Here is a 26043-nt window from a genome sequence, read left to right as displayed (position 1 = left end):
CTACTTCGTCTCCGGCCCGCCGACCGCGCCGTACACGTGGCGGGTGCCGATCGGCACCACCAGCGGGCGATCGGACACCGGGTCGCCTATGACCGCGGCCTCGAGACCGAACACCTCGAGCAGGAGTTCAGCGGAGATGATGTCCTTCGGCGCCCCGGCCGCGACGATCGCGCCGTCCCGCATGACGATCAGCTGATCGCTGTAGCGGATCGCGAGGTTCAGGTCGTGGAGCACCATCACCACGGTGCGGCCCAGCTCCTCGTGCATCCGGTCCACCAGGTCGAGCACCTCGATCGAGTGCGCCAGGTCCAGGTAGGTGGTGGGTTCGTCGAGCAGGAGGATGTCGGTTCCCTGCGCCAGGGCCATCGAGATCCAGGCCCGCTGCCGCTGACCGCCCGACAACTGGTCGACGGGGCGGTCCGCGAGGTCGGACACCCCGGTCAGCGCGAGCGCCTCGGCGACCTCGCCCTCGTCGTCGGACGACCACTGCCGCAGCCACGACTGGTGCGGGTGCCTGCCGCGGGCCACCAGGTCGGCCACCGTGAGCCCCTCGGGGGCCAGCGGCGCCTGGGGGAGCATGCCCAGCGTGCGGGCGACGTCCTTGGTGCGCATCGATCCGATGGCCTTGCCGTCGAGCAGCACCGAACCGCTGCGCGGCTTCAGCAGCCGCCCCAGCGCGCGCAGCAGGGTGGACTTGCCGCAGCCGTTCGGTCCGATGACGGTGGTGATCACCCCGGTCCTCACCTCGAGGTCGAGGTTGTCGACGATGACCCGGTCGCCGTACCCGAGGCTCAGGTTTTCGGCGATCAGTCGAGAGTCAGTCTGCACGGTCATGCCGAGACCTTCCGATTGTTGCGAACCAGCAGATACAGCAGGAATGGGCCACCGAGCGCCGAGGTCACGATCCCCACCGGCAGCTCGACGGGCAGGATCGTGCGGGCGACGACGTCGCTGCCCACCACGAGCACGGCGCCGGTCAGGGCCGACGCGATGAGCGGCGGGCCGGCGGACCGCACCAGCCGCAGCGCCACCTGCGGTGCGGCGAGCGCGACGAAGCCGACCGGACCCGCTGCCGCGGTCGCGATGCCGGCGAGCGCGACGGACATGAGCAGGAGCCGGGCCTGCGACCACTGCAGCCGCACACCCAGCGACACCGCGTTGTCGTCGCCGAGGCGGAGCGCCCCCATCGTGAACGACGAGATCACCGCGTAGCCGCCGACGAGGACGACGGCGATCGTGACGGGCCACACCTGACTCCACGCGGCGCCGTTGAGGGAACCGTTGAGCCACACCTGGGCCCGCGACGCGTCGTTGATGTCCGCCGAGATCAGCAGCCAGCCGGTGACCGCGATCAGCATGGCGTTGATACCGATGCCGATCAGGATCAGCCGGTAGCCCTCCACCCCGCCGCGCCACGCGAGCACGTAGATGACCAGCGCGGTGAGCAATCCGCCGAACAGGGCGGCCAGCGGGATCCCCAGGGTGGCGAGGAGGCCGACGAAGCTGCCGCCGCCACCGAGGACGATCAGCGCGACCGCGGCGGCGCTGGCACCGGACGTGATGCCGAGGATGTCCGGGCTGGCCAGGGCGTTGCGGGCGATCGACTGGGTGATGGCCCCGGCCAGGCCGAGGGCCATGCCGATGAACACACCGGTCAGCGACCGCGGCAGGCGGAGATCCATGACGATGAAGTTCTGGGCCTTTGTGCCGCCGCCGAACAGCACCCGCGTGACCTCGGGGATCGACAGCGGGTAGTCGCCGCGACCGATGTTGAGGCACAGCACCAGGAACAGCGCCACCAGCAGCGCGACGTTGACGGCGATGCCGAGGGGGCGCAGGACCAGGGAGATCGGTCCGAGCCGGAACGCGGGGCGTGCCGGGACCCGGGACGCCGGGGCCGCCCCGAGGTCGGGGCGCACTTCGTCTCGAGTGCTCACAGGCTTGCCAACTTTCTGCGCCGAACCAACGCGATGAAGAACGGTGCGCCGAACACTGCCAGCACGATGCCCACCTGCAACTCACCCGGCCGGACCACGACGCGTCCGATGACGTCGGCGGTCACGAGCATGACGCCGCCGAGGAGGCCGGCGTAGGGGACGAGCCACCGGTAGTCGGGGCCGGTGATCGCCCGCGCGACGTGGGGGACGACGAGACCGATGAACGCGATCGGACCGCACGCCGCGGTGGCCGCACCGGTGAGGAGGGTGATGGCGACGATGCCGAGTGCGCGGCTGGCCGCGATGTTGGTGCCCAGCGACCGCGCCACGTCCTCGCCGAGGCTGAGGACGTTCAGACCCGGTGTGCTGACGAGGGCGAGGATCAAACCGATGATGAGGAACGGCAGCACCTGCCACAGCACGTCGAAGCCGCGGCCGGCCACCGACCCGACCACCCAGAACCGGTAGGAGTCGAGGCTGGACTGGTCGACGATGATGATCGCGTTGGTCATCGCCTGCAGGAAGAACGCGACGGCGGCGCCGGCCAGGGCCAGGCTCAGCGGGCTCGCCGCCCCGTTCCCGATGGACGACAGCCCGAACACGATCACGCTCGCGGCGAACGACCCGGCGAACGCGAACCACAGGTATTCGCTGGGCGCGCTGAACCCGAACAGGTACATCGACAGCACCACGAGGAACGCGGCGCCCGCGTTGAGACCGAGGAGTCCGGCGTCGGCGAGCGGGTTGCGGGTGTGCCCCTGGATGAGGGCGCCCGCGACACCGAGCGCCATGCCGACGACGAGCCCCAGCGCGGTGCGCGGGCCGCGGAGGGTGCGCACGATGATGTCGGTCTGCGAACCGTCCGCATCGAACAGGGCGTGGAAGATCTCCGCGAACGACAGTGGCCGCGCCCCGACCGCGACGCTGGCGAGCAGCACCAACCCGAGGAGGACCACGAGGACGCCCAGCCCGACGAGCCGACGACGCCGGATCGCCGCGACCGACACGTCCTTCTCACGGACGGTGAACCCCTCGTCGGACGCGGTGCTCTCCCGCACGACTTCGGTTCCGGAACGCCGGAACACCCGCTGCAGCGACCGTTTCGGGCCGATCGCGTCGTGGGTGTGGGTGTCGCGGGTGACGAGGCCGACCCAGCCCTTGCCCGAACTCTGCCCCGTGTCGCCCTCGCGGAATCCGCGGTTCCACAGTGCGAGTCCGAGGGCGATCGCGACGGCGGCGCCGCCGAAGACGACCCGGTCGGCCTGCCCGCCGCCGTTGTCGTCGCGGAGGGAGTCGACGATGTACCACCCGAGGACGAGGGGGATGGCCACTATCCCGATGTCGAGCAGTCCCGCGAGTGCCCGGAGGTACAGCGGGGCGGGTCCGCGCGGGACGTCGCGCTTCCCGTAGGGCTCGTCGGTCGGCAGGTGCGGGATGTCGCTGCCGAACTGTCGCGTCGTCGTCACTGGCGGGGGAAGCTCCTGACGTGTGTGCCTGTGCACCGGATCTGCACTGAATTCAACTACTTAGGTTACGGAACCCTATCTCTGATGCCACATCCGGCGGGGCGTCCCGTGCGCCGCGATCGGCGGGGGTGCCTCACATCACATGATGTCAAGTCTTGATATTTGGTTAGGCTCACCTATGTTTGGTGATGTTCCATCCCGACCGATTGGAGTGCACGGTGACTTCGACCCTGTCCGCCCCCGCGACCGCACTGGACGTGTCCTGCACACGACTTCGCGCGCTGAACGCCGAATATCCGCGCATGTATGCGGTCGCGACGATGACAGACGAGGGTAAACGCCGGTGGTGGTCGCTCGCCGACGACCTCGACGGCGACCGGGTGCCCCGGATGTGGGCTCGCTCGCTCGAGGACGTTCCCGACCCGGACGTCGCCGCAATGCAGGTGGCCACCGCGCTCATTCACGCCGTGGTCGGGCGCGTGACCGCCCTCGTTGTCCTGGAGGGTCGCGCATGGGACCCCGGGCTCGAAAACCTGTGGATCCACATGGACAGCGACGAGGGGATCGACTGGGCGGGTGTCGCCGACGACACCATGCGCGTGCTGCCGGACGACCTCTACGCCGGTGCGCCCCGGACGGTCACCGTGCCGTGCGAGCGGGCGCTGCTGCTCTGGACGGTGCACCGCAGTCTCACGTCACTGCATGCGGTGTTCGACGCGATCGCCCGGTTGACGCCAATCGACGCAAACCGATTCTGGGGGCTCGTGGGGGAGGCCGTGCTCGGGGCCGCGACGTACATCCCGATTCTCGCCGGTGGCGGCGAGGCGGCCGCGCAGCGCCGCGGGCAGGGGATCCTGGACGCGTTCGTGGCGGCCGGAGTGCCGGTCCGCTCGAAGAGCCGGATCCCGCGCCCGCACTGCGGCCGACCGGGGCAGGCGAGGAAGCGCTTGCTTAATTAGGGCAGCCTTGCCTATACTCGTCCCAGGCGCCAGGCAGAAATGCCAACGCCGAGAACCGAACTACCGGACCGCGCCGGAGTCCTGAGGGCTGCAGTGACTCCCAGGTCCATCCCACGGCGGGCCTCACGCTGACACAGTGTGAGGCCCGCCGATCCGTTTGCCCCACCTGCATGTCCCGCCGCCCGCCCCGTCGTGTAGGCAGGAGATCGGGTGCGCCGCAAGAGCGCACAGCGATCCGATGGAGAGTGTGATGGTGGATTCCGGGGAACAGCAGGCATCGAACGGTGACGGGCGGATCGACACCGCCGCTTTGGCCGATCAGTTGGGCAAGGGCTTCGACGCCCTCATCGGACTCGAATACACCGAACTGTCACCCGACCGCGTGCGCGCGCAGTGGACGGTCACCCCCGACCTGCAGCAGCCGGCCGGAATCCAGCACGGCGGCGTCTACTGCTCCGTCATCGAATCGGTGGCCAGCGCTGCGGGCACGGTCTGGCTCGGCGGGCGCGGACACGTCGTCGGCGTCAACAACAACACCGACTTCCTCCGCGCGACGCGAGAGGGCACGCTGACCGCCGAAGCCAGCCCCGTCCACCGCGGACGCACCCAGCAGCTGTGGGAGGTCCGGATCACCGACGAACAGGATCGGCTCGTCTCCAAGGGGCAGGTCCGGCTCGCGAACATCACCGACACCGGACGCCTCGGCAACTGACCGCACCCCGCGCACGGCGGAGGGGACGGACCCGGCAGGTCCGTCCCCTCCGCTCTGTTCACGTCAGGTGTGAGCCGGCGTCAGCCCGCGGCCTTGCGCTGCGCGCCGCCGGACGACTTCTCGGCGGCCTCTTTCTCCCGCTCGTGTCGCTCCAGCTGCTCCATCGCGTTGCGGGCGAACACCCACTGCTCGGTGGACGCCATCTGCGCGCGCCCACGACCGAGGAACGTCACCGTCCACGACAGCAGCGTCGACAGCCGGCTGCGGAACCCGACCAGATACATCAGGTGAATCCCCAGCCAGGCCACCCAGCCGATGAACCCGCTGATCTCGAGCTTCCCGACCTTCGCCACCGCACTGAACCGCGAGATGGTGGCCATGCTGCCCTTGTCGAAGTACTTGAACGGCGGCCGGTCCTCCGGCTTCTGCCCGCTCAGGCCGGCCTTGATCTGCTTGGCCGCGTACTTGCCGCCCTGCATCGCGACCTGCGCCAGACCCGGCAGCTTGTCGAGCGCCATCATGTCGCCGATCACGAACACCTCGGGGTGGCCGGGCACCGACAGGTCCGGCTTCACCAGGACGCGCCCCGCCCGGTCGATCTCGGCATCCGACTGGTCGGCGATCTGCTTGCCCAACGGGCTCGCCTGCACACCGGCCGACCACACCTTGCACTGCGACTCGATCCGGCGCTGCGTGCCGTCCTTGTCCTTGACGACGAGGCCGTCCACGTCGACGTCGACGACCATCGCCCCCAACTGGATCTCGATGCCGAGCTTCTCCAGCTGCTGGCGGGCCTTGCGGCTCAGCTTGCCGCCGTAGACGGGCAGCACGTCGTCCGCACCGTCCAGCAGGATCACGCGCGCCTCACGGGGATCGATGTTGCGGAACGCCCCCGACAGGGTGCGCCGCGACAGTTCCGCGATCTGGCCGGCGAGCTCGACACCGGTCGGACCGGCACCGACGACGACGAACGTCAGCAGCCGCGCGCGTTCGGCGGGATCGCTCGACAATTCGGCCTGCTCGAAGGCGCCCAGGATGCGGCCGCGCAGTTCGAGGGCGTCGTCGATGGTCTTCATGCCCGGCGCGAACTCGGAGAAATGATCGTTGCCGAAGTACGACTGGCCTGCGCCGGCCGCGACGATCAGGCTGTCGTAGGGGGTGACGGTGGTCCGGTCCAGGAACCGGGAGGTGATCGTCTTCGCCTCGAGATCGATCTTGTCGACATCGCCGAGCAGCACCTGGGTGTTCTTCTGCTTGCGCAGCACCAGCCGGGTGGCGGGCGCGATGTCGCCGACGGAGAGAATGCCGGTCGCCACCTGATACAGCAACGGCTGGAACAGGTGGTGAGTGGTGCGGGCGATCATGGTGATGTCGACATCGGCATTCTTCAGCGCCTGTGTGCCGAACAACCCACCGAAGCCGGATCCAATGACCACGACGCGATGGCGGCGTGACTCTACCGACTTGATACTCATTCCGTGCTCCTCGAAAAATAGACGACTCCTGTCACGGTAGTCGCCTTGTCCCCGAGCGTCTCAGTAAGCGTTGCTTCGCCCGGCTCCACAGCGGAATCGATCCAGAAACCGGAGGCCCCGTCCATACACGAAGGCGGGCAGTCCCTCCGTGAGGAACTGCCCGCCTTCCGGTGCGTACGCGGCTATTCCGCCCGGCCGATCCGCTTCCGCCCGGTCGGAGTTCCCGGCGATTCCGGCGGAATGAAATCCGATTTGATCGAGAACACGAACAGTGCCGACACCCCGACCACGACGACAAGAATGGTGAGGACTACGACCACGTAGCCGAAACCGACACCAATTGCTGTCAAGTCCATCAGACCTACCTCCTCAGTCGCTGCTCACGCTACTGCGGAGGGTAGCCGCTGTCACCGCGTCGGCGGGGAAGAACGATTCGATGGCCAGCTCCGCGACCGTCACGTCGAGGGGAGTGCCGAACATCGTCGTCGTGCTGACGAACGCCAGCACCGTGTCGTGGTGCCGGATCCGCAACGGCACGACGAGCGACCCCGGCAATTCGGCGGCGTCGACGGCGCCACCGGGGTAGCCCTCCAATTCGCCCAGCAGGTCACGCAGTACCTCGTCGCCGGTGACCGCGATCTGATGGCGCAGGCGGTGCAGGAGGTGCCCCCGCCACTGCGGCAGGTCGAGGATTCGCGGCGCCATCCCGTCCGGGTGCAGGCTCAACCGCAGGACGTTCACGGGCGGCTCGAGCAGCTCCGCGGCGCACCCCTCGGTCAGTACCGCGACCGCGTCGTTGGCGTCCACCAAGTTCCAGTGCCGGTCGACGACCACCGCCGGCGACGGGGAATGCGCGGTGAGGATCTTCCCGATGGCGTCGGCGATCGACGCCATCGGCACATCCGAGAGGTGATGCTCCGGGAAGGCGGGCGCGAAACCACCCGCAAGGAGCAGTGCGTTGCGTTCGCGCAGGGGAATGTCGAGATGCTCGCTGAGGCGCAGCAGCATCGCCCGCGTGGGATTCGACCGCCCGGTCTCCAGGAAACTGACGTGCCGCGCCGAGATGTCCGCCCGGTTCGCCAGTTCCAGCTGACTGAGCCGCCGGCGTTCCCGCCACGCCCGCAGGTGGGTGCCGACATGCGACGCGCGCCGATCGTCGAGGGTGGTCATCCGGCCAGCCTAGGTCGGGCGGATCGCCGCGACCATTACCTCCGACGTCATGGCGCAGCCGTCACGTGAGGTGATCGAACTCCCCGGTCACCCACGCGCAGTGCCGAGTCGCCGAATACTCGAGCGCCTCCCGGCCGTCGCCGTCGATCACGTTGTCGAAGTTGCCGATGATGCGGTCGAACTCGAGATGCGACAGCTGGTCCGCGATGCGCCGCACCACCGCTGCGGACAGCGGCAGCCGGTTGGGGTACGACCGGAGGAACGACACCGTGCGCCGGTCCGGGTTGGGGAAGACGCCGTCCCCGGTGAGGAGGACACCCCGGCCGTCGGCGCCGTCCCGCCAGTGCGCGACGGCGCTGCCCGGAAAGTGCCCGCCGATCTGGTGCAGGGTCAGGCCCGGCGTCACCTCGTGGGTTCCGGACCAGAACACGATCGGGCCGTCGGACCGCGCCAGCCAGGAGCGGTCCGCGTCGGCCACCAGGATGGGCACGTCGCCGAACGCCTTCGACCACTGCGTCTGGACGCCGAACATGTGCGGGTGGCTGCCCGCGACGGCGATGACCGGGCCGTGCGCGGCGACGGCGTCGACGGCGGCGTCGTCGACGAACCCGATCGGATCCCACAGCAGCGACCCGGCGGGGGTGCGGATCACCAGGGACTGCTGGCCGATCGCGGTCTTCGGGTCCACGTACAGGCCGTGCAGCCCCGGCTCGACCTCGTGTTCGACCGCACGGTACCCCGCACCGGCCAGCTTCTCCACGGTGGTCCACTCCTGACCGCCCAGCGGAATGTACTGGCGTTCGTCCGCGCAGATCGCGCACTGGTCGGGGAGTGGGGTGTTCGGGTCCTGTTCGACGCCGCACGTGGCGCAGAGATGAAATAACACCCCTCGATCATGCATCCTCACGGCACGCCGAGGAGCCGCAATCCGGCAGTCGTGGCGGCCGCCGACAGGACGATGGCGACGAAAGGCGCCTTCCGCCAGGCGAGTAGGCCGGCGACGACGACGCCGGTGGGACGCGCCACTCCGGCGAGTTCGTGGCCTTCGGTGAGCGCCGTCGTGCCCACCAGCGCGGTGAGCAGAACCACGGCGGCCGTGGCCATGGCCCGCTCCAGCCACGGTCGGGTGGCGATCCGCGGTCGCAGCACCGGGCCCGCGAATCGGAACGCGAACGTCCCCGCCGCGAGAACCCCGACCGACCCGATCAGCACGAGGTTCCCGGTCACCGCAGCACCTTCCGCCGCACACCCGCGAGCAACCCCACCAGCGCCGCCAGCACCGGAAGCCCGGCGGGCAGGACGGGCGTGGCGGCCAGGGCGACCACACCGCCGACCAGCGCCGGCACCCGCACGTCCCGATCGCGCAGCGCCGGCAGCACCAGGGCCAGGAGCACCGCGGGGAACATGGCGTCCAGCCCCAGCACGGCGGGGTCGCCGATCGCCGTGCCCGCGACCGCGCCGAGCAGGGCCCCGAGCGGCCAGCACACCGCGATCCCCACACCGCACGCCCAGTACGCGGCGCGCCTGCGGTCGGGGTCCGTCTCCCCGAGCGCGAACACCACCGACTCGTCGTTCATCAGGTGACTGCCGACGACGCGGCGCAGCCCACGCCCCAGCACGTCACCGACCGCCAGACCGAACGGCAGGTGACGCGCGTTCACCAGCAACCCGGCGATCGTCGCCGCGACCGGGCTGCCGCCTGCCGCGACGATGCCGACGAACAGGAACTCCGCCGAACCGGCGAGGACCAGCACCGACAGCGCGACGGGCAACCATGCGTCCAGGCCGGAACCGACCGCGATGGCGCCGTACGACATGCCGACCAGTCCGTCGGCCAGGCACACCAGGGCGATGTTCCGGAGGACCCGCGAATCGAGTGTTCGCTTCATCGAACGCATGACTTCTATACTGAACAGAGGGCGTGTGTTCGTCAAGGCGAACGTAGCACCCAAAATAATGAACAGGGACGTCGGGAAGGCACACCATGGCAGGGCAGTCCCCACTCGGATACATCGGACCCTCGCTGCGGCGCGAACGTGAACGGTCGGGCATGTCCCTGACCGAGGTCGCCCGCCGCGCCGGGGTCGCGAAATCCACACTGTCCCAACTGGAATCGGGGGGCGGCAACCCGAGCGTCGAAACCCTGTGGGCCCTCTGCGTCGCACTCGACGTGCAGATGTCGCAACTCCTGGACCCGCCCCGGCCCCGCGTCCAGGTCATCCGGGCCGACGAAGGACCGGAACTGATCTCCGACCGATCCGACTACCGCGCCACCCTCGTCGCGTCCTGCCCACCGTCCGCGCGCCGGGACCTGTATCGCCTCGCCGTCGAACCCGGCCCGGCCCGGGAGTCCGAACCGCACATGCCCGGCGTGGTCGAACACGTCATCCTCAGCGCCGGCCGCGCACTCGTCGGCGTGGCAGGCGACCCGATCGAACTCGGACCCGGCGACTACATCGCCTACCCCGGGGATGTCGCACATGTGTTCGAGGCGCTGGAGTCGGGCACCCGCGCCGTCCTGGTGTCCGAGCACAACTGAGAACATTCGGCGAACTTTCTCCGTGCAGAGTGTCGATTCGGAAGGGTGACGTTCGTATAGGAGGTGAGCGCCCGCCACATCCGAAGGCGCCGGCTGTCCGATCCGAGGAGGAACCCGAGATGACCCAGTACCTGTTGAGCGTGTACCAGCCCGACGGCCCCGCTCCCGAACCCGACGTCCTCGCGAAGATCGGCGACGATCTCGACACCCTCAACCAGGAGATGGTGTCGGCAGGCGCGTGGGTGTTCAGCGGGGGACTGTGCGCCCCCACCACGGCGACCGTGCTGCGGGTCCAGGGCGGTGACGTGCTGGTCACCGACGGCCCGTACACCGAAGGCAAGGAACATCTCGGTGGATTCACCATCGTCGAGGCGCCCGATCTGGACGCCGCCCTGGGCTGGGGTCGCAAGCTCACCCGGGCGACGACCCTCCCGATCGAGGTCCGGCCGTTCGCCCACCACGGCGGAGCCGGCGACTGACGTGATCGCGTCCGCCGACATCGAACACGTGTTCCGTGAAGAACACGGTCGCGCGGTGTCCGTCCTGGTCGGCGTGTTCGGCGACATCGACATCGCCGAGGACGCCGTCCAGGACGCGTTCACCGAGGCGGTGCGGCGGTGGCCCTCGGCCGGGCTGCCGCCGAGCCCGGCCGGGTGGATCATCACCACCGCCCGGCGCCGCACGATCGATCGGCTCCGGCGCGAGGCCTCCCGCCACGACCGGCACGCGCAGGCCGCCCTGGTGCTCGCCCCCGACGAACCGCTGGAGGAGGGCGTCGTGCACGACGACCGGTTACGCCTGATCTTCACGTGCTGCCACCCGGCGCTGGCACCGACCGCCCAGGTCGCGCTGACCCTCCGCCTCCTGGGCGGGCTCGGCACCGCGGAGATCGCGCGCGCATTCCTGGTGCCCGAGCCGACCATGGCGCAGCGCCTCGTCCGGGCCAAGGGGAAGATCCGGGACGTCCGGATCCCGTACCGGGTACCGAACGAGGCGGATCTGCCGGACCGCCTCCGCGCCGTCCTGGCCGTGGTCTATCTGATCTTCAACGAGGGATATACGGCCAGTTCGGGGGATCGGCTGACGCGGGCGGACCTGTGCGCCGGGGCCATTCGCCTCGGCCGGGTCCTGGCCGCGCTCATGCCCGACGAACCGGAGGTCACCGGGCTGCTCGCGTTGATGGTGCTGATCGAGTCGCGGCGAGGTGCCCGCACCGACGGCGACGGACGGCTCGTGCTCCTGCCCGATCAGGACCGCACGCGGTGGGATCGGGACCTCGTTGCCGAGGGGCACATGCTGGTGCGGGAGTGCCTGCGACGGAACACGCCCGGGCAGTATCAGATTCAGGCCGCGATCAACGCCGTCCACAGCGACGCGGACACGGCCGCCGACACCGACTGGTGGCAGATACTGCAGCTGTACGACCAGTTGATGTCGGTGGCGCCGAGTCCGGTGGTGGCGTTGAACCGGGCGGTCGCCGTCGCCGAGATCAGGGGACCGGAGGAGGGGCTGGCACTCGTCGACCGACTCGACCTCGACAAGTACCACCTGTTCCACGCGGTGCGGGCCGATCTGCTCCGCCGCCTCGGACGTCCCGGCGAGGCGGCGCACGCGTACGACGCGGCACGGGACCGCACCGGCAACGCGGCCGAGCGGGAATTTCTTCGGGCGCAGCGCGATTCGCTCCGGTGACGCGGGCTGCCGGTCAGAGACCCAGCCCCGGCGGCAGGCACACCGACCCGAAACACGTTTCCGTGCGCACGGTGACGGGGAGGGGCTCCGCCGTCGCGGGCTTCGCGTACGCAGTCTCCGGGAGCGGCGCCGAACCCCACACCTCGTCACCGGGTCCCGCGTTCTCACTGCAGATCCAGTGGATCAGATAGTCGCCGTCGGGCACCGCGTCGAACACGAAGTCCCGCGGTCCCGGCCCGATCACCACATTCGATTCGTGGAACACCGCCACCGACTCGGGGTTCACGATGTCGTCGGCCGCGTGCAGTCCGCCGAGTCCGCACACGATGTCCGCACCGGTGTTGTTCGTGATCGTCGTCGTGACGACGCTCCCGGCCACGGCGGCGGTCAGTGTCACGTCGGGTGGGTCCGCGGCGGCGGGTGCGACCAGGAGCAGGGCGAGGGGGCCTGCGGCGATCAGCGTGACCGCGGCCCGGGGCACGAGTGTCATCAGCGGAACCTTCGTTCTCGGCGGTCTCACTCCGGACGTCACGGTATTGATACCCGCCGCGCGGGCAGATAAACGGCGGGGACCGGAGCATTCAGTGTCGGCGGCGTTTGGCGCGGGCGGCGAACTCGTCCAGCACCCGGACCACGTCCTTGGCCTGCCAGATCCGGTTCCGTCGCCCGTCGGTGATCTGGGTGAGTATCCCGGCATCGACCAGGCGGTCGATCGCGATCTGCGCGTTGGCGCCGGTCACCCCGAGAGTGGATGTGACGAGCTTGTTGTCGACGACCGGTTGTCGAAGGAGCAAGTCCACCAGCCGGTGTACTGCCGCGCCGCGCCGCGCCGTCACACGGGTGCGCCAGTCGGCTCGAACCGCTTCCAGGTCGTGAACGAGGGTGCGGCCGTTGGCGACCGCGCCGAACGACGCCTCCGCGATCGACCGGACGATCGGCTCGACGTTCCCGGACCGGTACTCGCCGAGCGCGTCGAAATACTCTGCGGTGTCGTGCAGGAGGCCCGCGGACACCGGAACGGCAACGCTGCGGGTGAGCTGTCCGCCACGCAGCATCGCCTGGATCAGGGCGCGTCCGACGCGCCCGTTGCCGTCCGGGAACGGGTGGATGGTTTCGAACTGCGCGTGCGCGACCGCTATCTGCGCGATGACGGGCACATCGACGCGGTTGGCGAAGGCGATCAAGTCGTCGATCAGTGCGGGAACCCGGTCATGGTGTGGGGGGACGAATTGCGCGGTGTGGGGTCCGAGGCTTCCGCCGCCGATCCAGACCTGCTGCTGCCGCCATCGACCGGCGATGTTCGGATCGCCGTGTTCGAGCAGCGCGCGATGCATCTGCAGGATCGCGTCGGCGTCGATGGAGGCGGACAACTCCAACGCGGCGTGCATCGCGCGGACGTTCCCGACGATCAGGCGGGCGTTGCGGGAGGCGTGCTCGCCGAGTTCGGCCAGCGCGATCTGCCGTGCCCCGCTGCTGAGGTTCTCGATCTCCGAGCTCGACGCACTCTCGGTGCGGAGCAGGATGGATGCGAACGGGGCGGTGATGTGGCCGACCTCGACGTCGAAACGGGTGAGTTCGGTCGCCGCTTCCTCCGTCAGTGACTGCAACTCGCTGCTCAGGGAGATGGACTGGTCTGCGATGAACGCCGGTACTGCCGCGCGGTAGGGGCCGGCAGTGAGGCGCCGCTCGCGCCGAGAGCCGTAGTCGCCGGCCGTGCCGATCCAGGGATGCTGCTCGTAGGCGACAGGAGGCCACGACAGTCCGCCATCAACCGATGCCACCCAGCGAACATACCATTGGTTAATAAGTTATCCAATGGTATGGACCGCCGGTAGTCGTGGTGTGCACACGCGATCGAGCGCCAGTTCTACGACTTCGGTTCCGGCGCCCAATCGCGTTCGGCGTGATTCTCGGTGTTCCCACGGTCGTCACGTGGAATCCGGCGTCGCCGGGAGGCGGTGATTCGGCGACCGATGACTCCGTGCTGGGGTGCGAACAGATAGACCAGTGCGAATGCAGCGCCCTGGGACAGCACCACCATGCCCCCGCTCGCGGTGTCGAGGTGATAGCTCAGGTACAGGCCGATGACGGCGCACGCCGCCGAGACCGCCGGGGCGATGACCAGCATCCGGTGGAAGCTGTCGGTCAGCAGGTACGCGGTGGCCCCGGGAATGATCAGCATCGCGACGACCAGGATGACGCCGACGGCCTGCAGGGCCACCACCGCCGTCAGAGCCAAAAGCCCCAGGAGCGCCGCCCCGAGCAGGCGCGGATTCAGTCCGATCGCGTGGGCGTGGGTGGGGTCGAAGGCGTACAGGGTGAAGTCGCGGCGCTTGACGATCAGGACGACGAAGACGACGGCCCCGAGTATGGCGATCTGGACGAGGTCGGACCGGCTCACACCCAGCAGGTTGCCGAAGATGATGTGGTTGAGGTCGGTCTGGCTCGGGGTGACCGAGACCAGCACCAGCCCGAGCGCGAACAGGGTGGAGAACACGATGCCGATCGCGGCGTCCTCCTTGACGCGGCTGGTGTCGCGGACCACCCCGATCAGTGCCACGGCCAGGAATCCGAAGATCACCGCGCCGATCGCGAACGGGGCGCCGACGATGTAGGCCAGGACGACGCCGGGCAGGACGGCGTGCGAGACCGCATCACCCATCAGTGACCAGCCGATCAGAACCAGCCAGCACGACAGCACCGCGCACACCACGGCGGCGATCAGGGTGGTGATCAGCGCGCGGACCATGAAGTCGTAGCGCAGCGGGTCGACGAAGAAGTCGATGACGTCCATTGATTCTCAGGTCCTTGTCATCACGTCGAGGCCGAAGGCGGCCGCCAGGTTCTCCGGTTGCAGCACGACCGTCGGGTCGCCGTGCATGAGGACGGTGCGCATCAGCAGGATCGCCTCGTCGGCCAGCGTGGGCAGCGCGTGCAGGTCGTGGGTGGAGACCAGGATCGCCGCACCCGCGGCGGCGAGTTCACGCAGCAGTGCGGTGATGGTGGCTTCGGAGCGTTTGTCGACCCCGGCGAACGGTTCGTCGAGGAGGAGGATGGTGGCGCCCTGCGCGATTCCGCGGGCGACGAAGGTGCGTTTCTTCTGGCCGCCGGACAGTTGTCCGATCTGCCGGTCCGCCAGTTCGGTGAGTTCGACGCGTTCGAGGGCGTGGTCGACGGCCTCGCGGTCAGCTCTGCCGGGCCGCCGGGTCAGCCCCATGTGCCCGTAGCGGCCGGTCATCACCACGTCACGCACCGAGAGCGGGAACGTCCAGTCCACGTCCTCGCTCTGCGGAACGTATCCCAGCACGCCGGTCTTGCGCGCCGCGGCCGGTGCCGTGCCGTTGATGCGGACCGTGCCGGAGTCGGGTTTGACCGTGCCCATGATCGACTTGAACAGGGTGGACTTTCCGGAACCGTTCATGCCGACGAGGCCACAGACACGTCCGGGCTGCAGGGCGAGCGAAACCTGGTCGAGCGCAAGGACATCGCCGTAGTGGACGGTGACGTCCCGCACCTCGACGGCCGGCTGGGTGGTCATGATTGCTGCCCGTTCAGTGCGGAGGTGAGGATGTCGGCGTCGTGCCGGATCAGATCCAGGTACGTCGGCACGGGTCCGTCCGCCTCGGACAGGGAGTCGACGTAGAGGGTGCCACCGAACGCGGCGCCGGTGGCTTCGACGACGCGTTGCATCGGCGCATCCGACACCGTGGATTCGCAGAACACTGCCGGAATCCGGTTGTCCTCGACGAACTCGATCGTCGAGGCGATCTGCTGGGGCGTGGCCTGCTGTTCGGCATTGACCGGCCAGATGTACTTCTCGGTCAGACCGGCATCCCGGGCCAGATACGAGAACGCGCCCTCGCACGTGACCAGCGCCCGTTCGTTGACCGGCAGTGCACCGAGCTCGGCGACAAGCTCGTCCTGCACCTTCTGCAGCTGCGCCTTGTACGCGTCGCCGTTGATGCGATAGTCGGCCGCGTGCGCGGAATCGAGTTCACTGAACGCGGCGACCATGTTGTCGACGTAGATCTGCACGTTCAGCGGTGACATCCAGGCGTGCGGATTCGGTTTGCCCGCGTACGCGTCCTCGCCGATGGCGATCGGTTCGACGCCGTCGCTGACGACCACGTGCTCGACGTCCACGCCGTCGACGAACTGGGCGAACCACGCCTCCAGGTTCATCCCGTTGTCGAGGATCAGGTCGGCCTGGGCTGCCTTCTTGATATCGCCCGGGGTGGGCTCGTACCCGTGAATTTCCGCGCCCGCCTTGGTGATCGACTCGACCGTCACGTGCTCACCTCCCACGTTCGCGGCGATATCGGCGAGAACGGTGAACGTCGTCAACACCACCGGTTTGTCGTCCGCCGGCCCGTCGCCCGCGCCGCACCCGGACAGCATCAGCGCCGTGGCAAGCGCCGTCAGTGCTGCAGCGGCCGTCGCCGGCCGTCGCCGCATACCCACCTTGAAGCCCGTTGTTTTCACGGTCGAATCATAATGTTCGGCTTACCGAAACCACAAGTGCGGTGGCGCTCCGCGCAACGACCCGTACTGTGATCCACCGATCCGGATGGACTCCGTCTACACCCCCACGCACTCGGGCAGAATCGCATGTATGAAGTACGTGCTGCTGATCTGCGACGACGAGTCGGTATCGCCGACGAACGAGGAGCTTGCGGCCGATCCGGTACATCAGGCGTGGTGGGAGGATGTGCAACGGCGTGGCGGTCTGCTCGCCGGACAGCGGTTGCGGCCGGTGGTGGATGCCACGACGGTCCGGGTCCGTGACGGTGAGACTCTGGTCTCGGATGGGCCGTTCGCCGAGACCAAGGACTTCGTCGGCGGATTCGTGATGGTCGAGTGCGCGAACCTGGATGAGGCGATCGAGATCGCGGCCGGCCATCCCTACGCGCGGTGGGGCGGCGTCGAGGTCCGCCCTGTCTGGGAATGACGGCGTCCGACGACCGAGTCCGTGCGGCGGTCGACACGGCGTTCCGGGACGAGTGGGGGCAGGTCGTTGCGACCCTGATCGGGATGACGGGGGATTGGGATCTGGCCGAGGACTGCGCGCAGGACGCGTTCGCCAACGCGCTGACGCGCTGGCCGCGCGATGGTGTTCCGCGCCGCCCCGGTGCCTGGCTCACCACGACCGCTCGCAACCGTGCGATCGACCGGCTGCGCCGCGATGCTGCGGGTGCGGGCAAGGTGCGCCAGCTCGCCGTGCTGGCCCGCGACCCGGACGAGCTACCGCACGAGGAGATCCCCGACGAGCGGCTGCGGCTGATCTTCACCTGCTGCCATCCTGCGCTGCCGTTCCCGGCCCGGGTTGCGCTCACCCTGCGTACGTTGGCCGGTCTGAGCACCGCGGAGATCGCCCGGGCCTTCCTGACCGCCGAGTCCACGATGGCACAGCGCCTGGTCCGCGCCAAACGCAAGATCCATGAGGCCGGTATCCCGTACCGGGTCCCGCCCGTCGAGCTGCTCTCGCCGCGACTGGCCGCCGTCCTGGCAGTGCTCTACCTGATCTTCAACCAGGGCTACGACGAGGAGGACCGCCAGGCGCTGACGGCCGAGGCCATCCGCCTGGCTCGGCTCCTGGTCCGGCTGATGCCCCAGGAACCCGAGCCACGCGGCCTACTCGCGCTGATGCTGCTGCACGAATCCCGGCGCGCGACGCGCACCGACGACGGAGCGTTCGTCACCCTGGAGGACCAGGATCGATCCCGGTGGGACCAGGCGCTGATCGCCGAGGGAGTGGCAACGCTCGACCAGGCGCTGGCTCTGGGGCGCACCGGTGGCTACCAGGTGCAGGCTGCGATCGCCGCATGCCATGTCACCGCGCCCGACGCGGCGAGCACGGACTGGCCGCAGATTGCGGCCCTGTACACCGAGTTGACGCGGCTTGCGCCGTCCCCGGTCGTCGATCTCAACCGCGCCGTAGCGGTCGCGATGGCCGACGGTATTCCGGCCGGACTTGCGCTGGTCGACGAGATCGCGGCATCCGGCCGGCTCGACCGCTACCACCTGCTGCCCGCGACCCGGGCCGATCTGCTCCGCCGGGACGGCCGTGGCGCCGAGGCGAAGGCGGCGTACGAGCAAGCCCTGCGGCTGGCGCCGACCGAGGCCGAGCGCCGCTACCTGACCGGCCGGCTGCGTGAGCTCTGAGGAAATCGCGAGACTGTATCGCGGTCGCTGTCGATCCCGGACGGTGTCCTTCGTCGGTTGGTTGAAAGCCCACCTCGATGAAAAGGAGAGTCTCGTGACTACCGATACCGAAATGACACCTCCGGCACCGTCCGTCGTCGACCGCGCGACATACCAGGCCGACCTGGATGCACTACGGGTCCGGGAGAAGGCGCACACCCACGAAGGCGACGCGATCGCTGCCGCCCGCCGACGACTGCCGATGGTTGGGGTAGACCCCACCATCACCGTCGTCGGCCCGCACGGGCCGGTCTCGCTGCTCGACGTGTTCGAGGGCCGCAGCCAATTGATCGCGTACTTCCACATGTGGCACACCGGCCACTCCGCGGCCGAACAATGTGAGGGCTGCACGTTCTTCAACGGCCAGGTGCGCGAACTGTCGTACCTGCACTCCCGCGACGTCACGTACGCCACCCTGTGCCAGGGCCCGTACGACGTGAGCCTTCGCTACCGCGACTTCATGGGCTGGGACGTGCCCTGGTACTCCGCACAGGATGCGGCGGATGCTCTACTCGGCGATCGCCCACGATCCCCGGCACCGCTGGTCTGCTATCTGCGACAGGAGGACAGGGTGTTCGAGACATTCTGGACCAGTGGCCGTGGCCTGGAACCGATGGCTCCGACGTACGGATTACTCGACATGACCGCGTACGGCCGTCAGGAGACGTGGGAGGACTCGCCCCGCGGTTGGCCTCAGCGTTGGGAGCGCCGCACGCGAGACATCATGCGCACCGACGGACGGCCCACCGCGCAGTGGTCCCGCCTGGCCGCCGGACGCCCCGACGACCTCCTCGGGTGATTCCCGGAGGGGCACCCCGGCGCCGAAAGCGTGGACGCGAGCCGCCACAACCCAGCTGCGGCGAGAACGTGCCACAGCGCGTGGCCCTGCAGGACACTGCTCGGCCGGCAGATCGACGTCCGGTCGCCGATGGTGCCGAGCAGGGCGCCGGACGCGAGAAGCAGTGCCGCGACGATGGTCGTGCGCCGCAACTGCGGGCGGACACGTGCACGTTCCAGACCGAGTCCCACGGCGACCGCGGCGAGTATTGCCTGCGCGATCGTGGACGTCGTCGGGCCCGCCGCCACAGCGGGAATCATCACGACCGGGACGACCAGCCACCAGCCCGGCGACAGCCGACGGCCGGACCGGTCGGAAGCGGCGTCGACGGCGATGTAGGCGAGCAAGGTCGCGATCGGAAGGTCGTGTGCGTAGGCCTGCCATGACGGGTTGGGTCCGTGCGCAACGAGCGACCCGGCGCCGACCGCGACGACGAGCAGGCCGTAGGTCACGGTCGGCGCGCCGTGCGGACGACGTGCGACGACCGCGAGGCCGGCGATCACGAAGGCCAGGCTGGTGGCAGCGGCCGCCGGCTGCCCGATGAAGCCTGAGTCTCGATACAGCTCGCAGGCGTTCGCCAGCACCATGCTTGGCAGGTCGGGTCCGTCGACGCCCATTCTTCGAGGCTTCCAAAGAGGTCCTCCGGCCGCAATCGCGGTCGGAGCGGTCGCTCCACGAGCAGACCGTGTTGCGTCAGCTCGCCCGCGCGACGTCGGCTTCCGTGTCCTCGATGCGGCGTTCGAGGTAGTGCAGTTGCGCGATCGCGTTACGGGCGGTGATCTGCTGGTGGGTGTTCGTCAGTTGACCGCGCCAGGTACCGAGGAAGGTCCAGGCCCACGACATCAGCGTGGCGAGGCGGCTGCGGAAGCCGACGACATAGACGACGTGCACGGCCAGCCACATGATCCACGCGAGGAACCCGGTCAGCTCGAGGCCGCCGATCTTGGCGACCGCGTTGAATCGGCAAATGGTTGCCATCGAGCCCTTGTCGCGGTACCGGAAAGCGGTCCGTTCCGGAGCCGGGCGTCCCTTGGCTGCAGCGGTGACGTCGGCGGCGATCTGTTTCGCGGCGTAGCGGCCCCCTTGGATCGCGACCTGGGCGACGCCGGGGAGACGGTCGCGCGACATCATGTCGCCGACAACGAACACATTCGGATTGCCCGGCAGGGTGAGGTCGTCGTCGACGGTGACGCGGCCGGCGCGGTCGATGTCGGCACCGGACTGTTCGGCGAGCTGGCGACCGAGGGGACTCGCTGCCACTCCCGCGGACCAGACCTTGCAGACGGACTCGATGCGGTGCTCGGTGCCATCGGCATCACGAACGGTCAGTCCGTCGGCGTCGACGTCGGTCACCGACGCACCCAGCCGCACCTCGACGCCCAGCTTTTCGAGGGTTTCCGCCGCCTCGGAACCGAGGTTGTCTCCGAACGGTGGCAGTACCGCCGAGGCGGCGTCGAGCAGGATGATCCGTGCATCCCGGGGATCGACGTTGGAGTACGCCCCGACGAGCGTGCGGTGCGCGAGTTCGGCGATCTGGCCGGCCATCTCGACGCCGGTGGGGCCGGCACCGACCACGACGAACGTAAGTAGGCGTGCCCGCTCCCGCGCGTCGGTGGTGACCTCTGCCTGCTCGAACGCGCCGAGTATCCGGCCGCGGAGTTCGAGGGCATCGTCGATCGTCTTCATGCCGGGTGCGTGTTCGGCGAAATGGTCGTTGCCGAAGTAGGACTGCTGAGCCCCGGCGGAGACGATGAGGCTGTCGTACCCGGTGACGGTGGTCTGCCCGAGGTGTTCGGACGTCACCGTACGTTCGGTCAGGTCGATGGTGGTGACGTCGCCGAGCCGGACGGCGGCGTTGGCTTGGTCCTTGAGGATCATCCGCGTCGACGGGGCGATCTCGCCTTCGGAGAGGATGCCGGTGGCAACCTGATACAGGAGGGGTTGGAACAGGTGATGGGTGGTGCGGTCGATCACCGTGACGTCCACGTCCGCGCGTCGGAGGGCCTTGGTCGCGAACAGCCCACCGAAGCCGGATCCGATGACGACGACGCGGTGACGCGCGGGCGGGGACTGGGGGTTGCTCATGGTGAGCCTTTCCGATCACGCCCAGGGGCGACGATCTCGGTGTCGGGGGAGATGGATGTCCGGCGGTCACGACCAGCAATTCGACTGACAGGCATCAATAGTGAACAAGCGGCGCAAGGAAGCCAAGGAAAGAAAAGAAAATTCTCTAGACTGAGCCGGTGAAGAAGAATGCTTCAGGCGCGCCGTACACCGAAGGGTCTGGATCGAATGATGTTCGGGCGGGGGCGCCGATCGATGACATCGACCGGATCCTCCTCGACCAACTCTCGCGGGACGCGCGTACCCCGAACAACGCCCTCGCCGCCCTCGCGGGCATCGCCCCCTCGACCTGCCTGGGCCGCGTACGTTCCCTGATCGATCGCGGAGTGATCCGCGGCTTCCATGCCGACATCGATCCCGCCACCCTCGGCAGGGACCTGCAGGCAATGATCGCGGTTCGAGTGCAAGCCAATGCACGACAGCATCTCGGGCAGCTGGCCGAGCAACTCGCCACCCTCGACGAGGTGCTGAACGTGTACTTCATCGCCGGCGCCGACGACTACCTCATTCACGTCGCCACCGCGAGCAGCGAGGAGCTGAGGCGCTTCGTCCTCGACCACCTCAGCGCGCATCCCGCGGTCGCCTCGACGGAGACCATCCTGATCTTCGAGCACGTGCGCCCGCGACACCGAGCGCCCCGGACCGAGCAATCTTCGGGCCGCTGAGGGCCTCCACGCCGTGGCCGGCGCCTGTCAGGCTGCAGTGAGCGCCTTGATACGGTCGGGTCGGAAACCCGCCCAGTGGTCGTCACCGGCTACGACGACCGGGGCCTGCAGGTAGCCGAGAGCCCTCACGTAGTCATGGGCACCAGGGTCCTGGGTGATGTCGACGATCGTGTAGTCGAGCCCCTCGTTGTCCAGGGCGCGGTAGGTGGCGGTGCATTGCATGCAGGCCGGTCTGCTGTAGATCGTGATGGTCATGGTGCGCTCCGCTCCGTGTGTGATGTGCCGGCGGGGGACCGGAATCATATGCGCTCCCGCCGGGGTTCGCGCGCCGGCGGTCGGCCTCCCAATCTCATCGAACATACATTCGATTATCTGTTATGGTGGCCATTCGGCGCCAGTGACGGTGTAGGGAAGACTCCGTCACTGGCGCCGTCGACGCTGCCGTAAATGGTGAGTACCGTTGATACTCAAGGATTGTCGACTCGATTTCGGCGGTCGGCACGGGGGAGAAGCGTCGGGAAACGGTCCGAACGTCAACCTCGGCGAGCGGGCGCTGGGTCGTTCCGGGCTGCCGCGACCAGGACGCCGGGACGCATCCATGACTTCGTACCCAATTCGAGCGTCAGGGGCAAAGGGGCAGACGCGCACGTTCTCGATTCCGCACGCGTTCCAGAGGAGCCGAGAACGGGTGCGTCCACGGAAAAGGTGCCCGGCGTCCGGACCCGCCTAGCGCTCGGCGCGCTGACCCAGCCGGCCCGGTCGGGGTCGTCGGGCGCGGAGGGGGCAGGTGGTGCAGCGGGGGCACGCCCTGCACACCACTAGTTGACATAATGTCGATTATCGGCAAAAAGTGGCGTTTTATCGCCGCAGGTCAGAGGCCCGGATTTGGCCTGCCTCTATACCCACAGCCGCAGTCTGCGGTGATCTGGTTACTCGGCCCGTCCATCGCCATTGCCTGCATATCCGATTCGGTGCGTCGGCGTCGAACCGTCGCGGTGCGAACGTTTCGTCGGCGTGCTGAATAATATTCACGCCGCCGGATGTGCGGCCCCGGACCGCTAAGGCCAATTCTGCGGTGTCGCCGAGTGGTCGACTCTTCCGAATGAATGTTCGGTTTCGGTGTCCCCTCCTCCCGCCCACCCTCCTTATTTCGTCACTGTGACGTAATGACGGCGGCTTGGTTCATGTGAAATGTGACCGGTGTCGGATAACGCGCACCCCCATGCCGTGCCAGGATCGAAGGGCATTCACAACACGTTCGGAAGGTGTGCTGGTGTCCGAATTGCTGGCCTTCGACGATGAGCCCGAACCCAGGACTGCGCTCTGGCACGCCTGCATGCGGGTTCCGACCGCCGCCCCGGGCGACTCGGTGACGGCCGTACTGAGCGATATGGCCACCAAGCGATACGACTGCGCTTCGGTCGTCGCCGTACTGGTCGCCGGCCGGCTCGTGGGTGTCACACCGATCGAACGTATGTTCGGTGCCCCCGCCTGTGCGGCGCTACGCGACGTCATGGATCCGAATCCGCCCGCGGTCCGACCCGATACCCACCAGGAACGGGCCGCGTGGCAGGCGGTTCAGCACGGAGAGCCGGGGCTGGCCGTGGTCGATGACGACGGTCGGTTCCGTGGTCTGATAGCGCCACAACAACTTCTCGCGGTGCTGCTCCAGGAGCATGAGGAGGATCTCTCACGCCTGGGTGGCTTCCTCCATTCGGTCGAGACCACCCGCGAGACGAGCGTGGAGAGCGTGCGGCGCAGGCTGTGGCACCGTGTTCCCTGGCTCCTCGTCGGATTGCTGGGTGCCATGGTCTCGGCCGTGTTCATGGCGGCGTTCGAAGTCACTCTCGAAGCGAACGTGGCCGTCGCCTATTTCATACCCGGAATCGTCTATCTCGCGGACGCGGTGGGGACGCAGACCGAAACCCTGGCGATCCGTGGCTTGTCCGTCGGAGTGGGAATTCGACGTATCGTGCGGCGCGAAGCGCTCACCGGTCTGTCGGTGGGTGCGCTCCTCGGAGCCGTGATGCTCCCGGTCGTCAGCCTGATGACCGGCGACACGATGCTCGCGGTCGCGGTGGCCGCAGCGGTTCTCGCCGCGAGTGCGATCGCCACCATCGTCGCCATGGTGTTGCCGTGGCTCCTCCAGCGGCTCGGCAAGGACCCGGCATTCGGCTCCGGTCCACTTGCGACTGTCGTACAGGACCTGCTGTCGATCATGATCTATTTCGCGGCCGTCACGGCGCTCGTCAGTTGAATCTCTCTGCCCGAACCTGCAGCGGGGCGGCGGGACACCGAAAACGCCTACCCAGCAAGGGCCTTGAACACGTCGTAGACCATCCAGGCCGGCCAGAACAACCCTTGGACGATCGCGAGCACATACTCCCAGAATGCGTCCGCCTGCTGCCAGAACCACACCCAGGCTCCGAAGATGCCCAGCGCGTAGATCGCTCCGCCGCCCGCGGCGCCGGTGTTGCCGTCGCTCATGGTCACATACCTTCCCCAGGCCGAAGTGCGTGACACCGGATCGAGAAACACGATCGGGCGCCTCGTCTCAGTGTCGTCACCGCCGGTCTGCGGTGACAGAGTCATTGGTCACCCGCGGCGCTGCGGCTTTGCCGTAGGGAATCGGGTCCAGGGTCTCAGCCTGGTGACCTTCTCCCCTACGGGTATCACCCGCGGGCCGCAACGATGAAGATCGAGGCAGAAACTCGGCGCCAGAAACCCGTAGGAGTGCATCATGTCCGGCCACCGCCCGATCGTTGTAGGGATCGACGGCTCCCCATCGTCGCTGCAGGCTGTTGCATGGGCGGCGAGGGAGGCCGCGCTCCGCAGCTCGCCCCTGTCACTGGTCACGACGATGTTCGTTCCCGGAAGGTACGGCGTCCCGATCGGTGTGCCTGCCAGCTTCTTTCAGGACGAGGAGCGCGACGGTAAGGACAGGTTGGAGCGCGCGGCGCAAACCGCCCGTGCCGCAGTGCCCGATCACCACATCGAGATCGAGACCACCGTCTGCTCCGGGACGCCGACCGGTGAACTTCTGGAACGTTCGGCGGATGCCACGATGCTCGTTGTGGGTGCGAACAGACAGGGAATCGTAGATCGCGCCGTCCTGGGATCGGTCAGTTCGGCGGTGGCGACCCACGCCTCATGCCCGGTCGCGGTGATCCGCGGTGAACCTGATCGCAATATCAACGACATCCCCGGACCGGTTGTCGTCGGTGTCGACGGATCACAGCACAGTGAACCGGCCATCTCGATGGCCTTCGAGGAAGCAGGTCTGCGGCAATCGGAACTCGTCGCCGTTCATGCATGGTCCGACATCGTTCTGCAGTTCTCCCCGGACGGAGGCAGCGAGGCGGAGTGGCTGCGGGATGCGGCCAACGAAACGGCCCTGTTGTCCGAGAATCTCGCCGGTCGGGCGGAGAACTATCCGGATGTGAAGGTGCGCACCCTCGTGGTCAGGGATCGCCCCACCCGGCACCTGCGTGAGCAGGCCGAGAACGCGCAGCTTCTCGTGGTGGGGAGCCGGGGGCGAGGAGGGTTTTCCAGCATGCTGCTGGGGTCGACCAGCAGGGCGTTGATGCATTCGGTCGTCTGCCCACTCCTCATTGTCCGCTAGCCGTACCGCGGGGATGGCGCCCAGGAGGAGATGTATCGTGCACGACCCCAGCCTCGGATCGAGCCTGATCGAGTCACAGCTGCCGAGGTATGAGCAACGCATTCTGCGCACGCAGGTCGTCCGTGCGTCTGCGCCGACGACCTTCGCCGCCATCCGCCGCGTCGACTTCTTCCGGTCGCCGGCGGTCGCGCTCCCGAACCGGGCCCGAATTGCGATCGACACCGTCCGCGGACGTCGGGGCGCCCATCTTCAGGGGAGTCGGTCCGAATTCAGGTTCGACCAGCTGCTGGAACCCGACGGCGGGTTCCAGCTCCTCGCGGAGGAGCCGGGACACGCGATGGTGCTCGGGTTCATCGGTCGCTGGTGGGAGAAGGGCTACGGCCGCGTCGAGTGGTCGCCAGCAGACTTCGGCCGGTTCGCCCTTCCCGGATATGGCATCGGCGCTTGGGGTTTCACAGTTCTCACGTACGACGCCCACACGTCTGTCCTGGTCACCGAGGTGCGCGTACACGGCACGGACGACAAGGCACGGCGAAGCTTCCACGGGTATTGGACGGTGGTGGGCCCGTTCGTCAAGGCGATGGGCGGGCCGGTACTGCGCCTGATCCGGGACGAGGCCGAGTCTCTCTGAGTCGCGGCCCAG

The 26043-nt window shown here is 68.2% G+C and carries 30 protein-coding genes; 12 read left to right on the top strand and 18 right to left on the bottom strand.

Features of this window, described 5'->3' with window-relative positions:
- From WKC72_RS23630 to WKC72_RS23620, 3 genes are read right to left on the bottom strand one after another with little or no spacing between them, the layout of a single operon-like run.
- Positions 1-834, bottom strand: a complete 834-nt coding sequence (locus WKC72_RS23630) for an ABC transporter ATP-binding protein (protein WP_037238925.1) — start codon at positions 832-834, stop codon at positions 1-3.
- Positions 831-1937: an iron chelate uptake ABC transporter family permease subunit gene (locus WKC72_RS23625; protein ID WP_037238928.1), complete on the bottom strand. Its 1107-nt coding sequence runs from the start codon at positions 1935-1937 to the stop codon at positions 831-833. Before WKC72_RS23625 ends, WKC72_RS23630 begins: the two co-directional genes overlap by 4 nt.
- The gene (locus tag WKC72_RS23620; protein ID WP_370179606.1) at positions 1934-3403 is read right to left on the bottom strand and encodes a FecCD family ABC transporter permease; all 1470 of its coding nucleotides are present in this window, start codon (positions 3401-3403) and stop codon (positions 1934-1936) included. The genes WKC72_RS23625 and WKC72_RS23620 overlap by 4 nt, the downstream gene beginning before the upstream one ends.
- A 185-nt stretch (positions 3404-3588) precedes the next feature.
- Between WKC72_RS23620 and WKC72_RS23615 the strand changes: the two genes are divergently transcribed.
- Both WKC72_RS23615 and WKC72_RS23610 read left to right on the top strand, forming a co-directional pair.
- On the top strand, positions 3589-4362 hold the full coding sequence (locus WKC72_RS23615) for a hypothetical protein (protein WP_370179604.1): 774 nt from the start codon (positions 3589-3591) through the stop codon (positions 4360-4362).
- 250 nt (positions 4363-4612) lie between these two features.
- Entirely contained in the window at positions 4613-5074 is a 462-nt protein-coding gene (locus tag WKC72_RS23610) for a PaaI family thioesterase (protein WP_005255099.1), read from the top strand.
- An 80-nt stretch (positions 5075-5154) separates the two neighbouring features.
- On the opposite strand, the gene WKC72_RS23605 is transcribed toward WKC72_RS23610, so the two are convergent.
- From WKC72_RS23605 to WKC72_RS23580, 6 genes are all read right to left on the bottom strand, one after another.
- A complete protein-coding gene (locus WKC72_RS23605; protein WP_037238933.1) occupies positions 5155-6549 on the bottom strand; it encodes an NAD(P)/FAD-dependent oxidoreductase in 1395 nt (464 codons plus the stop codon).
- 182 nt (positions 6550-6731) lie between these two features.
- On the bottom strand, positions 6732-6905 hold the full coding sequence (locus WKC72_RS23600) for a hypothetical protein (RefSeq protein WP_009480519.1): 174 nt from the start codon (positions 6903-6905) through the stop codon (positions 6732-6734).
- Positions 6906-6918: 13 nt separating this feature from the next.
- Entirely contained in the window at positions 6919-7719 is an 801-nt protein-coding gene (locus WKC72_RS23595) for a helix-turn-helix domain-containing protein (RefSeq protein ID WP_370179600.1), read from the bottom strand.
- A gap of 61 nt (positions 7720-7780) precedes the next feature.
- Positions 7781-8605: a hydrolase gene (locus WKC72_RS23590; RefSeq protein WP_370179598.1), complete on the bottom strand. Its 825-nt coding sequence runs from the start codon at positions 8603-8605 to the stop codon at positions 7781-7783.
- Positions 8606-8622: 17 nt separating this feature from the next.
- A complete protein-coding gene (locus tag WKC72_RS23585; protein ID WP_112298140.1) occupies positions 8623-8946 on the bottom strand; it encodes an AzlD domain-containing protein in 324 nt (107 codons plus the stop codon).
- Positions 8943-9617 carry an AzlC family ABC transporter permease gene (locus WKC72_RS23580; RefSeq protein WP_370179596.1) on the bottom strand — a complete coding sequence of 225 codons (675 nt, stop codon included), beginning with the start codon at positions 9615-9617 and terminating at the stop codon, positions 8943-8945. Before WKC72_RS23580 ends, WKC72_RS23585 begins: the two co-directional genes overlap by 4 nt.
- Positions 9618-9703: 86 nt before the next feature.
- Here WKC72_RS23580 and WKC72_RS23575 point away from each other — a divergent pair, with 86 nt between their 5' ends.
- The 3 genes from WKC72_RS23575 (at position 9704) to WKC72_RS23565 (ending at position 11950) form a co-directional block, all read left to right on the top strand.
- Complete coding sequence (locus WKC72_RS23575) at positions 9704-10258, top strand: helix-turn-helix domain-containing protein (protein ID WP_037238945.1); 555 nt, start codon at positions 9704-9706, stop codon at positions 10256-10258.
- 119 nt (positions 10259-10377) lie between these two features.
- Positions 10378-10737, top strand: a complete 360-nt coding sequence (locus tag WKC72_RS23570) for a YciI family protein (RefSeq protein WP_370179593.1) — start codon at positions 10378-10380, stop codon at positions 10735-10737.
- A 1-nt stretch (position 10738) separates the two neighbouring features.
- Positions 10739-11950, top strand: a complete 1212-nt coding sequence (locus WKC72_RS23565) for an RNA polymerase sigma factor (RefSeq protein ID WP_370179591.1) — start codon at positions 10739-10741, stop codon at positions 11948-11950.
- A gap of 13 nt (positions 11951-11963) precedes the next feature.
- On the opposite strand, the gene WKC72_RS23560 is transcribed toward WKC72_RS23565, so the two are convergent.
- From WKC72_RS23560 to WKC72_RS23540, 5 genes are all read right to left on the bottom strand, one after another.
- Entirely contained in the window at positions 11964-12440 is a 477-nt protein-coding gene (locus WKC72_RS23560; protein WP_370179589.1) for a hypothetical protein, read from the bottom strand.
- A gap of 91 nt (positions 12441-12531) precedes the next feature.
- Positions 12532-13731, bottom strand: a complete 1200-nt coding sequence (locus tag WKC72_RS23555) for a Fic family protein (RefSeq protein WP_370179587.1) — start codon at positions 13729-13731, stop codon at positions 12532-12534.
- An 86-nt stretch (positions 13732-13817) separates the two neighbouring features.
- The gene (locus tag WKC72_RS23550) at positions 13818-14744 is read right to left on the bottom strand and encodes a metal ABC transporter permease (protein WP_370179585.1); all 927 of its coding nucleotides are present in this window, start codon (positions 14742-14744) and stop codon (positions 13818-13820) included.
- A gap of 6 nt (positions 14745-14750) precedes the next feature.
- Positions 14751-15488 carry a metal ABC transporter ATP-binding protein gene (locus WKC72_RS23545; RefSeq protein WP_112298144.1) on the bottom strand — a complete coding sequence of 246 codons (738 nt, stop codon included), beginning with the start codon at positions 15486-15488 and terminating at the stop codon, positions 14751-14753.
- On the bottom strand, positions 15485-16405 hold the full coding sequence (locus WKC72_RS23540; protein ID WP_370184476.1) for a metal ABC transporter substrate-binding protein: 921 nt from the start codon (positions 16403-16405) through the stop codon (positions 15485-15487). The genes WKC72_RS23545 and WKC72_RS23540 overlap by 4 nt, the downstream gene beginning before the upstream one ends.
- Positions 16406-16562: 157 nt before the next feature.
- Between WKC72_RS23540 and WKC72_RS23535 the strand changes: the two genes are divergently transcribed.
- The 3 genes from WKC72_RS23535 to WKC72_RS23525 all read left to right on the top strand — a co-directional run bounded on the left by WKC72_RS23535 (position 16563) and on the right by WKC72_RS23525 (position 18950).
- A complete protein-coding gene (locus WKC72_RS23535; RefSeq protein ID WP_128638618.1) occupies positions 16563-16898 on the top strand; it encodes a YciI family protein in 336 nt (111 codons plus the stop codon).
- Entirely contained in the window at positions 16895-18112 is a 1218-nt protein-coding gene (locus tag WKC72_RS23530; protein ID WP_370179582.1) for an RNA polymerase sigma factor, read from the top strand. Before WKC72_RS23535 ends, WKC72_RS23530 begins: the two co-directional genes overlap by 4 nt.
- Before the next feature lie 112 nt (positions 18113-18224).
- Positions 18225-18950, top strand: coding sequence for a DUF899 family protein (locus WKC72_RS23525; protein WP_370184473.1), 726 nt, complete (start codon positions 18225-18227; stop codon positions 18948-18950).
- Here WKC72_RS23525 and WKC72_RS23520 read toward each other — a convergent pair.
- Positions 18845-19576: a hypothetical protein gene (locus WKC72_RS23520; RefSeq protein ID WP_370184470.1), complete on the bottom strand. Its 732-nt coding sequence runs from the start codon at positions 19574-19576 to the stop codon at positions 18845-18847. The two genes, WKC72_RS23525 and WKC72_RS23520, sit on opposite strands and share 106 nt — an antisense overlap.
- Positions 19577-19682: 106 nt before the next feature.
- Positions 19683-21074, bottom strand: coding sequence for an NAD(P)/FAD-dependent oxidoreductase (locus WKC72_RS23515; protein ID WP_370179580.1), 1392 nt, complete (start codon positions 21072-21074; stop codon positions 19683-19685).
- A gap of 158 nt (positions 21075-21232) precedes the next feature.
- On the opposite strand from WKC72_RS23515, the gene WKC72_RS23510 reads away from it, so the two are divergent.
- On the top strand, positions 21233-21778 hold the full coding sequence (locus WKC72_RS23510) for an Lrp/AsnC family transcriptional regulator (RefSeq protein ID WP_112298147.1): 546 nt from the start codon (positions 21233-21235) through the stop codon (positions 21776-21778).
- Positions 21779-21805: 27 nt separating this feature from the next.
- Here the strand turns inward: WKC72_RS23510 and nrdH are convergent, their stop codons facing one another.
- A complete protein-coding gene (nrdH, locus tag WKC72_RS23505) occupies positions 21806-22033 on the bottom strand; it encodes a glutaredoxin-like protein NrdH (protein WP_370179577.1) in 228 nt (75 codons plus the stop codon).
- A 1018-nt stretch (positions 22034-23051) separates the two neighbouring features.
- On the opposite strand from nrdH, the gene WKC72_RS23500 reads away from it, so the two are divergent.
- Positions 23052-24035, top strand: a complete 984-nt coding sequence (locus tag WKC72_RS23500) for a magnesium transporter (RefSeq protein ID WP_370179575.1) — start codon at positions 23052-23054, stop codon at positions 24033-24035.
- A 47-nt stretch (positions 24036-24082) separates the two neighbouring features.
- Here the strand turns inward: WKC72_RS23500 and WKC72_RS23495 are convergent, their stop codons facing one another.
- Complete coding sequence (locus WKC72_RS23495) at positions 24083-24265, bottom strand: hypothetical protein (protein ID WP_370179573.1); 183 nt, start codon at positions 24263-24265, stop codon at positions 24083-24085.
- 253 nt (positions 24266-24518) lie between these two features.
- On the opposite strand from WKC72_RS23495, the gene WKC72_RS23490 reads away from it, so the two are divergent.
- Together WKC72_RS23490 and WKC72_RS23485 are read left to right on the top strand one after the other, a co-directional pair.
- A complete protein-coding gene (locus WKC72_RS23490) occupies positions 24519-25400 on the top strand; it encodes a universal stress protein (protein ID WP_370179571.1) in 882 nt (293 codons plus the stop codon).
- A gap of 37 nt (positions 25401-25437) precedes the next feature.
- The gene (locus WKC72_RS23485) at positions 25438-26031 is read left to right on the top strand and encodes a hypothetical protein (RefSeq protein ID WP_054245524.1); all 594 of its coding nucleotides are present in this window, start codon (positions 25438-25440) and stop codon (positions 26029-26031) included.
- Positions 26032-26043 lie beyond the last annotated feature (12 nt).

The sequence above is a fragment of the Rhodococcus wratislaviensis genome (assembly GCF_041228765.1).
GTDB lineage: Bacteria > Actinomycetota > Actinomycetes > Mycobacteriales > Mycobacteriaceae > Rhodococcus_F > Rhodococcus_F wratislaviensis.
The sequence above is the reverse complement of the archived record's forward strand: the minus strand, read 5'-3'. Positions and strand labels throughout refer to the sequence as shown.

Excerpts from the sequence above, each read along its gene's own strand:
- WKC72_RS23605 (WP_037238933.1), bottom strand. The coding sequence starts at position 6,549 with ATGAGTATCAAGTCGGTAGAGTCACGCCGCCATCGCGTCGTGGTCATT.
- WKC72_RS23525 (WP_370184473.1), top strand. The coding sequence starts at position 18,225 with ATGACACCTCCGGCACCGTCCGTCGTCGACCGCGCGACATACCAGGCC.
- WKC72_RS23560 (WP_370179589.1), bottom strand. The coding sequence starts at position 12,440 with ATGACACTCGTGCCCCGGGCCGCGGTCACGCTGATCGCCGCAGGCCCC.
- WKC72_RS23545 (WP_112298144.1), bottom strand. The coding sequence starts at position 15,488 with ATGACCACCCAGCCGGCCGTCGAGGTGCGGGACGTCACCGTCCACTAC.
- WKC72_RS23550 (WP_370179585.1), bottom strand. The coding sequence starts at position 14,744 with ATGGACGTCATCGACTTCTTCGTCGACCCGCTGCGCTACGACTTCATG.
- WKC72_RS23595 (WP_370179600.1), bottom strand. The coding sequence starts at position 7,719 with ATGACCACCCTCGACGATCGGCGCGCGTCGCATGTCGGCACCCACCTG.
- WKC72_RS23600 (WP_009480519.1), bottom strand. The coding sequence starts at position 6,905 with ATGGACTTGACAGCAATTGGTGTCGGTTTCGGCTACGTGGTCGTAGTC.
- WKC72_RS23490 (WP_370179571.1), top strand. The coding sequence starts at position 24,519 with ATGTCCGGCCACCGCCCGATCGTTGTAGGGATCGACGGCTCCCCATCG.
- WKC72_RS23495 (WP_370179573.1), bottom strand. The coding sequence starts at position 24,265 with ATGAGCGACGGCAACACCGGCGCCGCGGGCGGCGGAGCGATCTACGCG.
- WKC72_RS23575 (WP_037238945.1), top strand. The coding sequence starts at position 9,704 with ATGGCAGGGCAGTCCCCACTCGGATACATCGGACCCTCGCTGCGGCGC.
- WKC72_RS23610 (WP_005255099.1), top strand. The coding sequence starts at position 4,613 with ATGGTGGATTCCGGGGAACAGCAGGCATCGAACGGTGACGGGCGGATC.
- nrdH (WP_370179577.1), bottom strand. The coding sequence starts at position 22,033 with ATGACCATCACGATCTACAGCAGACCGGCCTGCATGCAATGCACCGCC.
- WKC72_RS23530 (WP_370179582.1), top strand. The coding sequence starts at position 16,895 with ATGACGGCGTCCGACGACCGAGTCCGTGCGGCGGTCGACACGGCGTTC.
- WKC72_RS23520 (WP_370184470.1), bottom strand. The coding sequence starts at position 19,576 with ATGGTGCTGGCGAACGCCTGCGAGCTGTATCGAGACTCAGGCTTCATC.
- WKC72_RS23540 (WP_370184476.1), bottom strand. The coding sequence starts at position 16,405 with ATGCGGCGACGGCCGGCGACGGCCGCTGCAGCACTGACGGCGCTTGCC.
- WKC72_RS23515 (WP_370179580.1), bottom strand. The coding sequence starts at position 21,074 with ATGAGCAACCCCCAGTCCCCGCCCGCGCGTCACCGCGTCGTCGTCATC.
- WKC72_RS23570 (WP_370179593.1), top strand. The coding sequence starts at position 10,378 with ATGACCCAGTACCTGTTGAGCGTGTACCAGCCCGACGGCCCCGCTCCC.
- WKC72_RS23630 (WP_037238925.1), bottom strand. The coding sequence starts at position 834 with ATGACCGTGCAGACTGACTCTCGACTGATCGCCGAAAACCTGAGCCTC.
- WKC72_RS23580 (WP_370179596.1), bottom strand. The coding sequence starts at position 9,617 with ATGCGTTCGATGAAGCGAACACTCGATTCGCGGGTCCTCCGGAACATC.
- WKC72_RS23535 (WP_128638618.1), top strand. The coding sequence starts at position 16,563 with ATGAAGTACGTGCTGCTGATCTGCGACGACGAGTCGGTATCGCCGACG.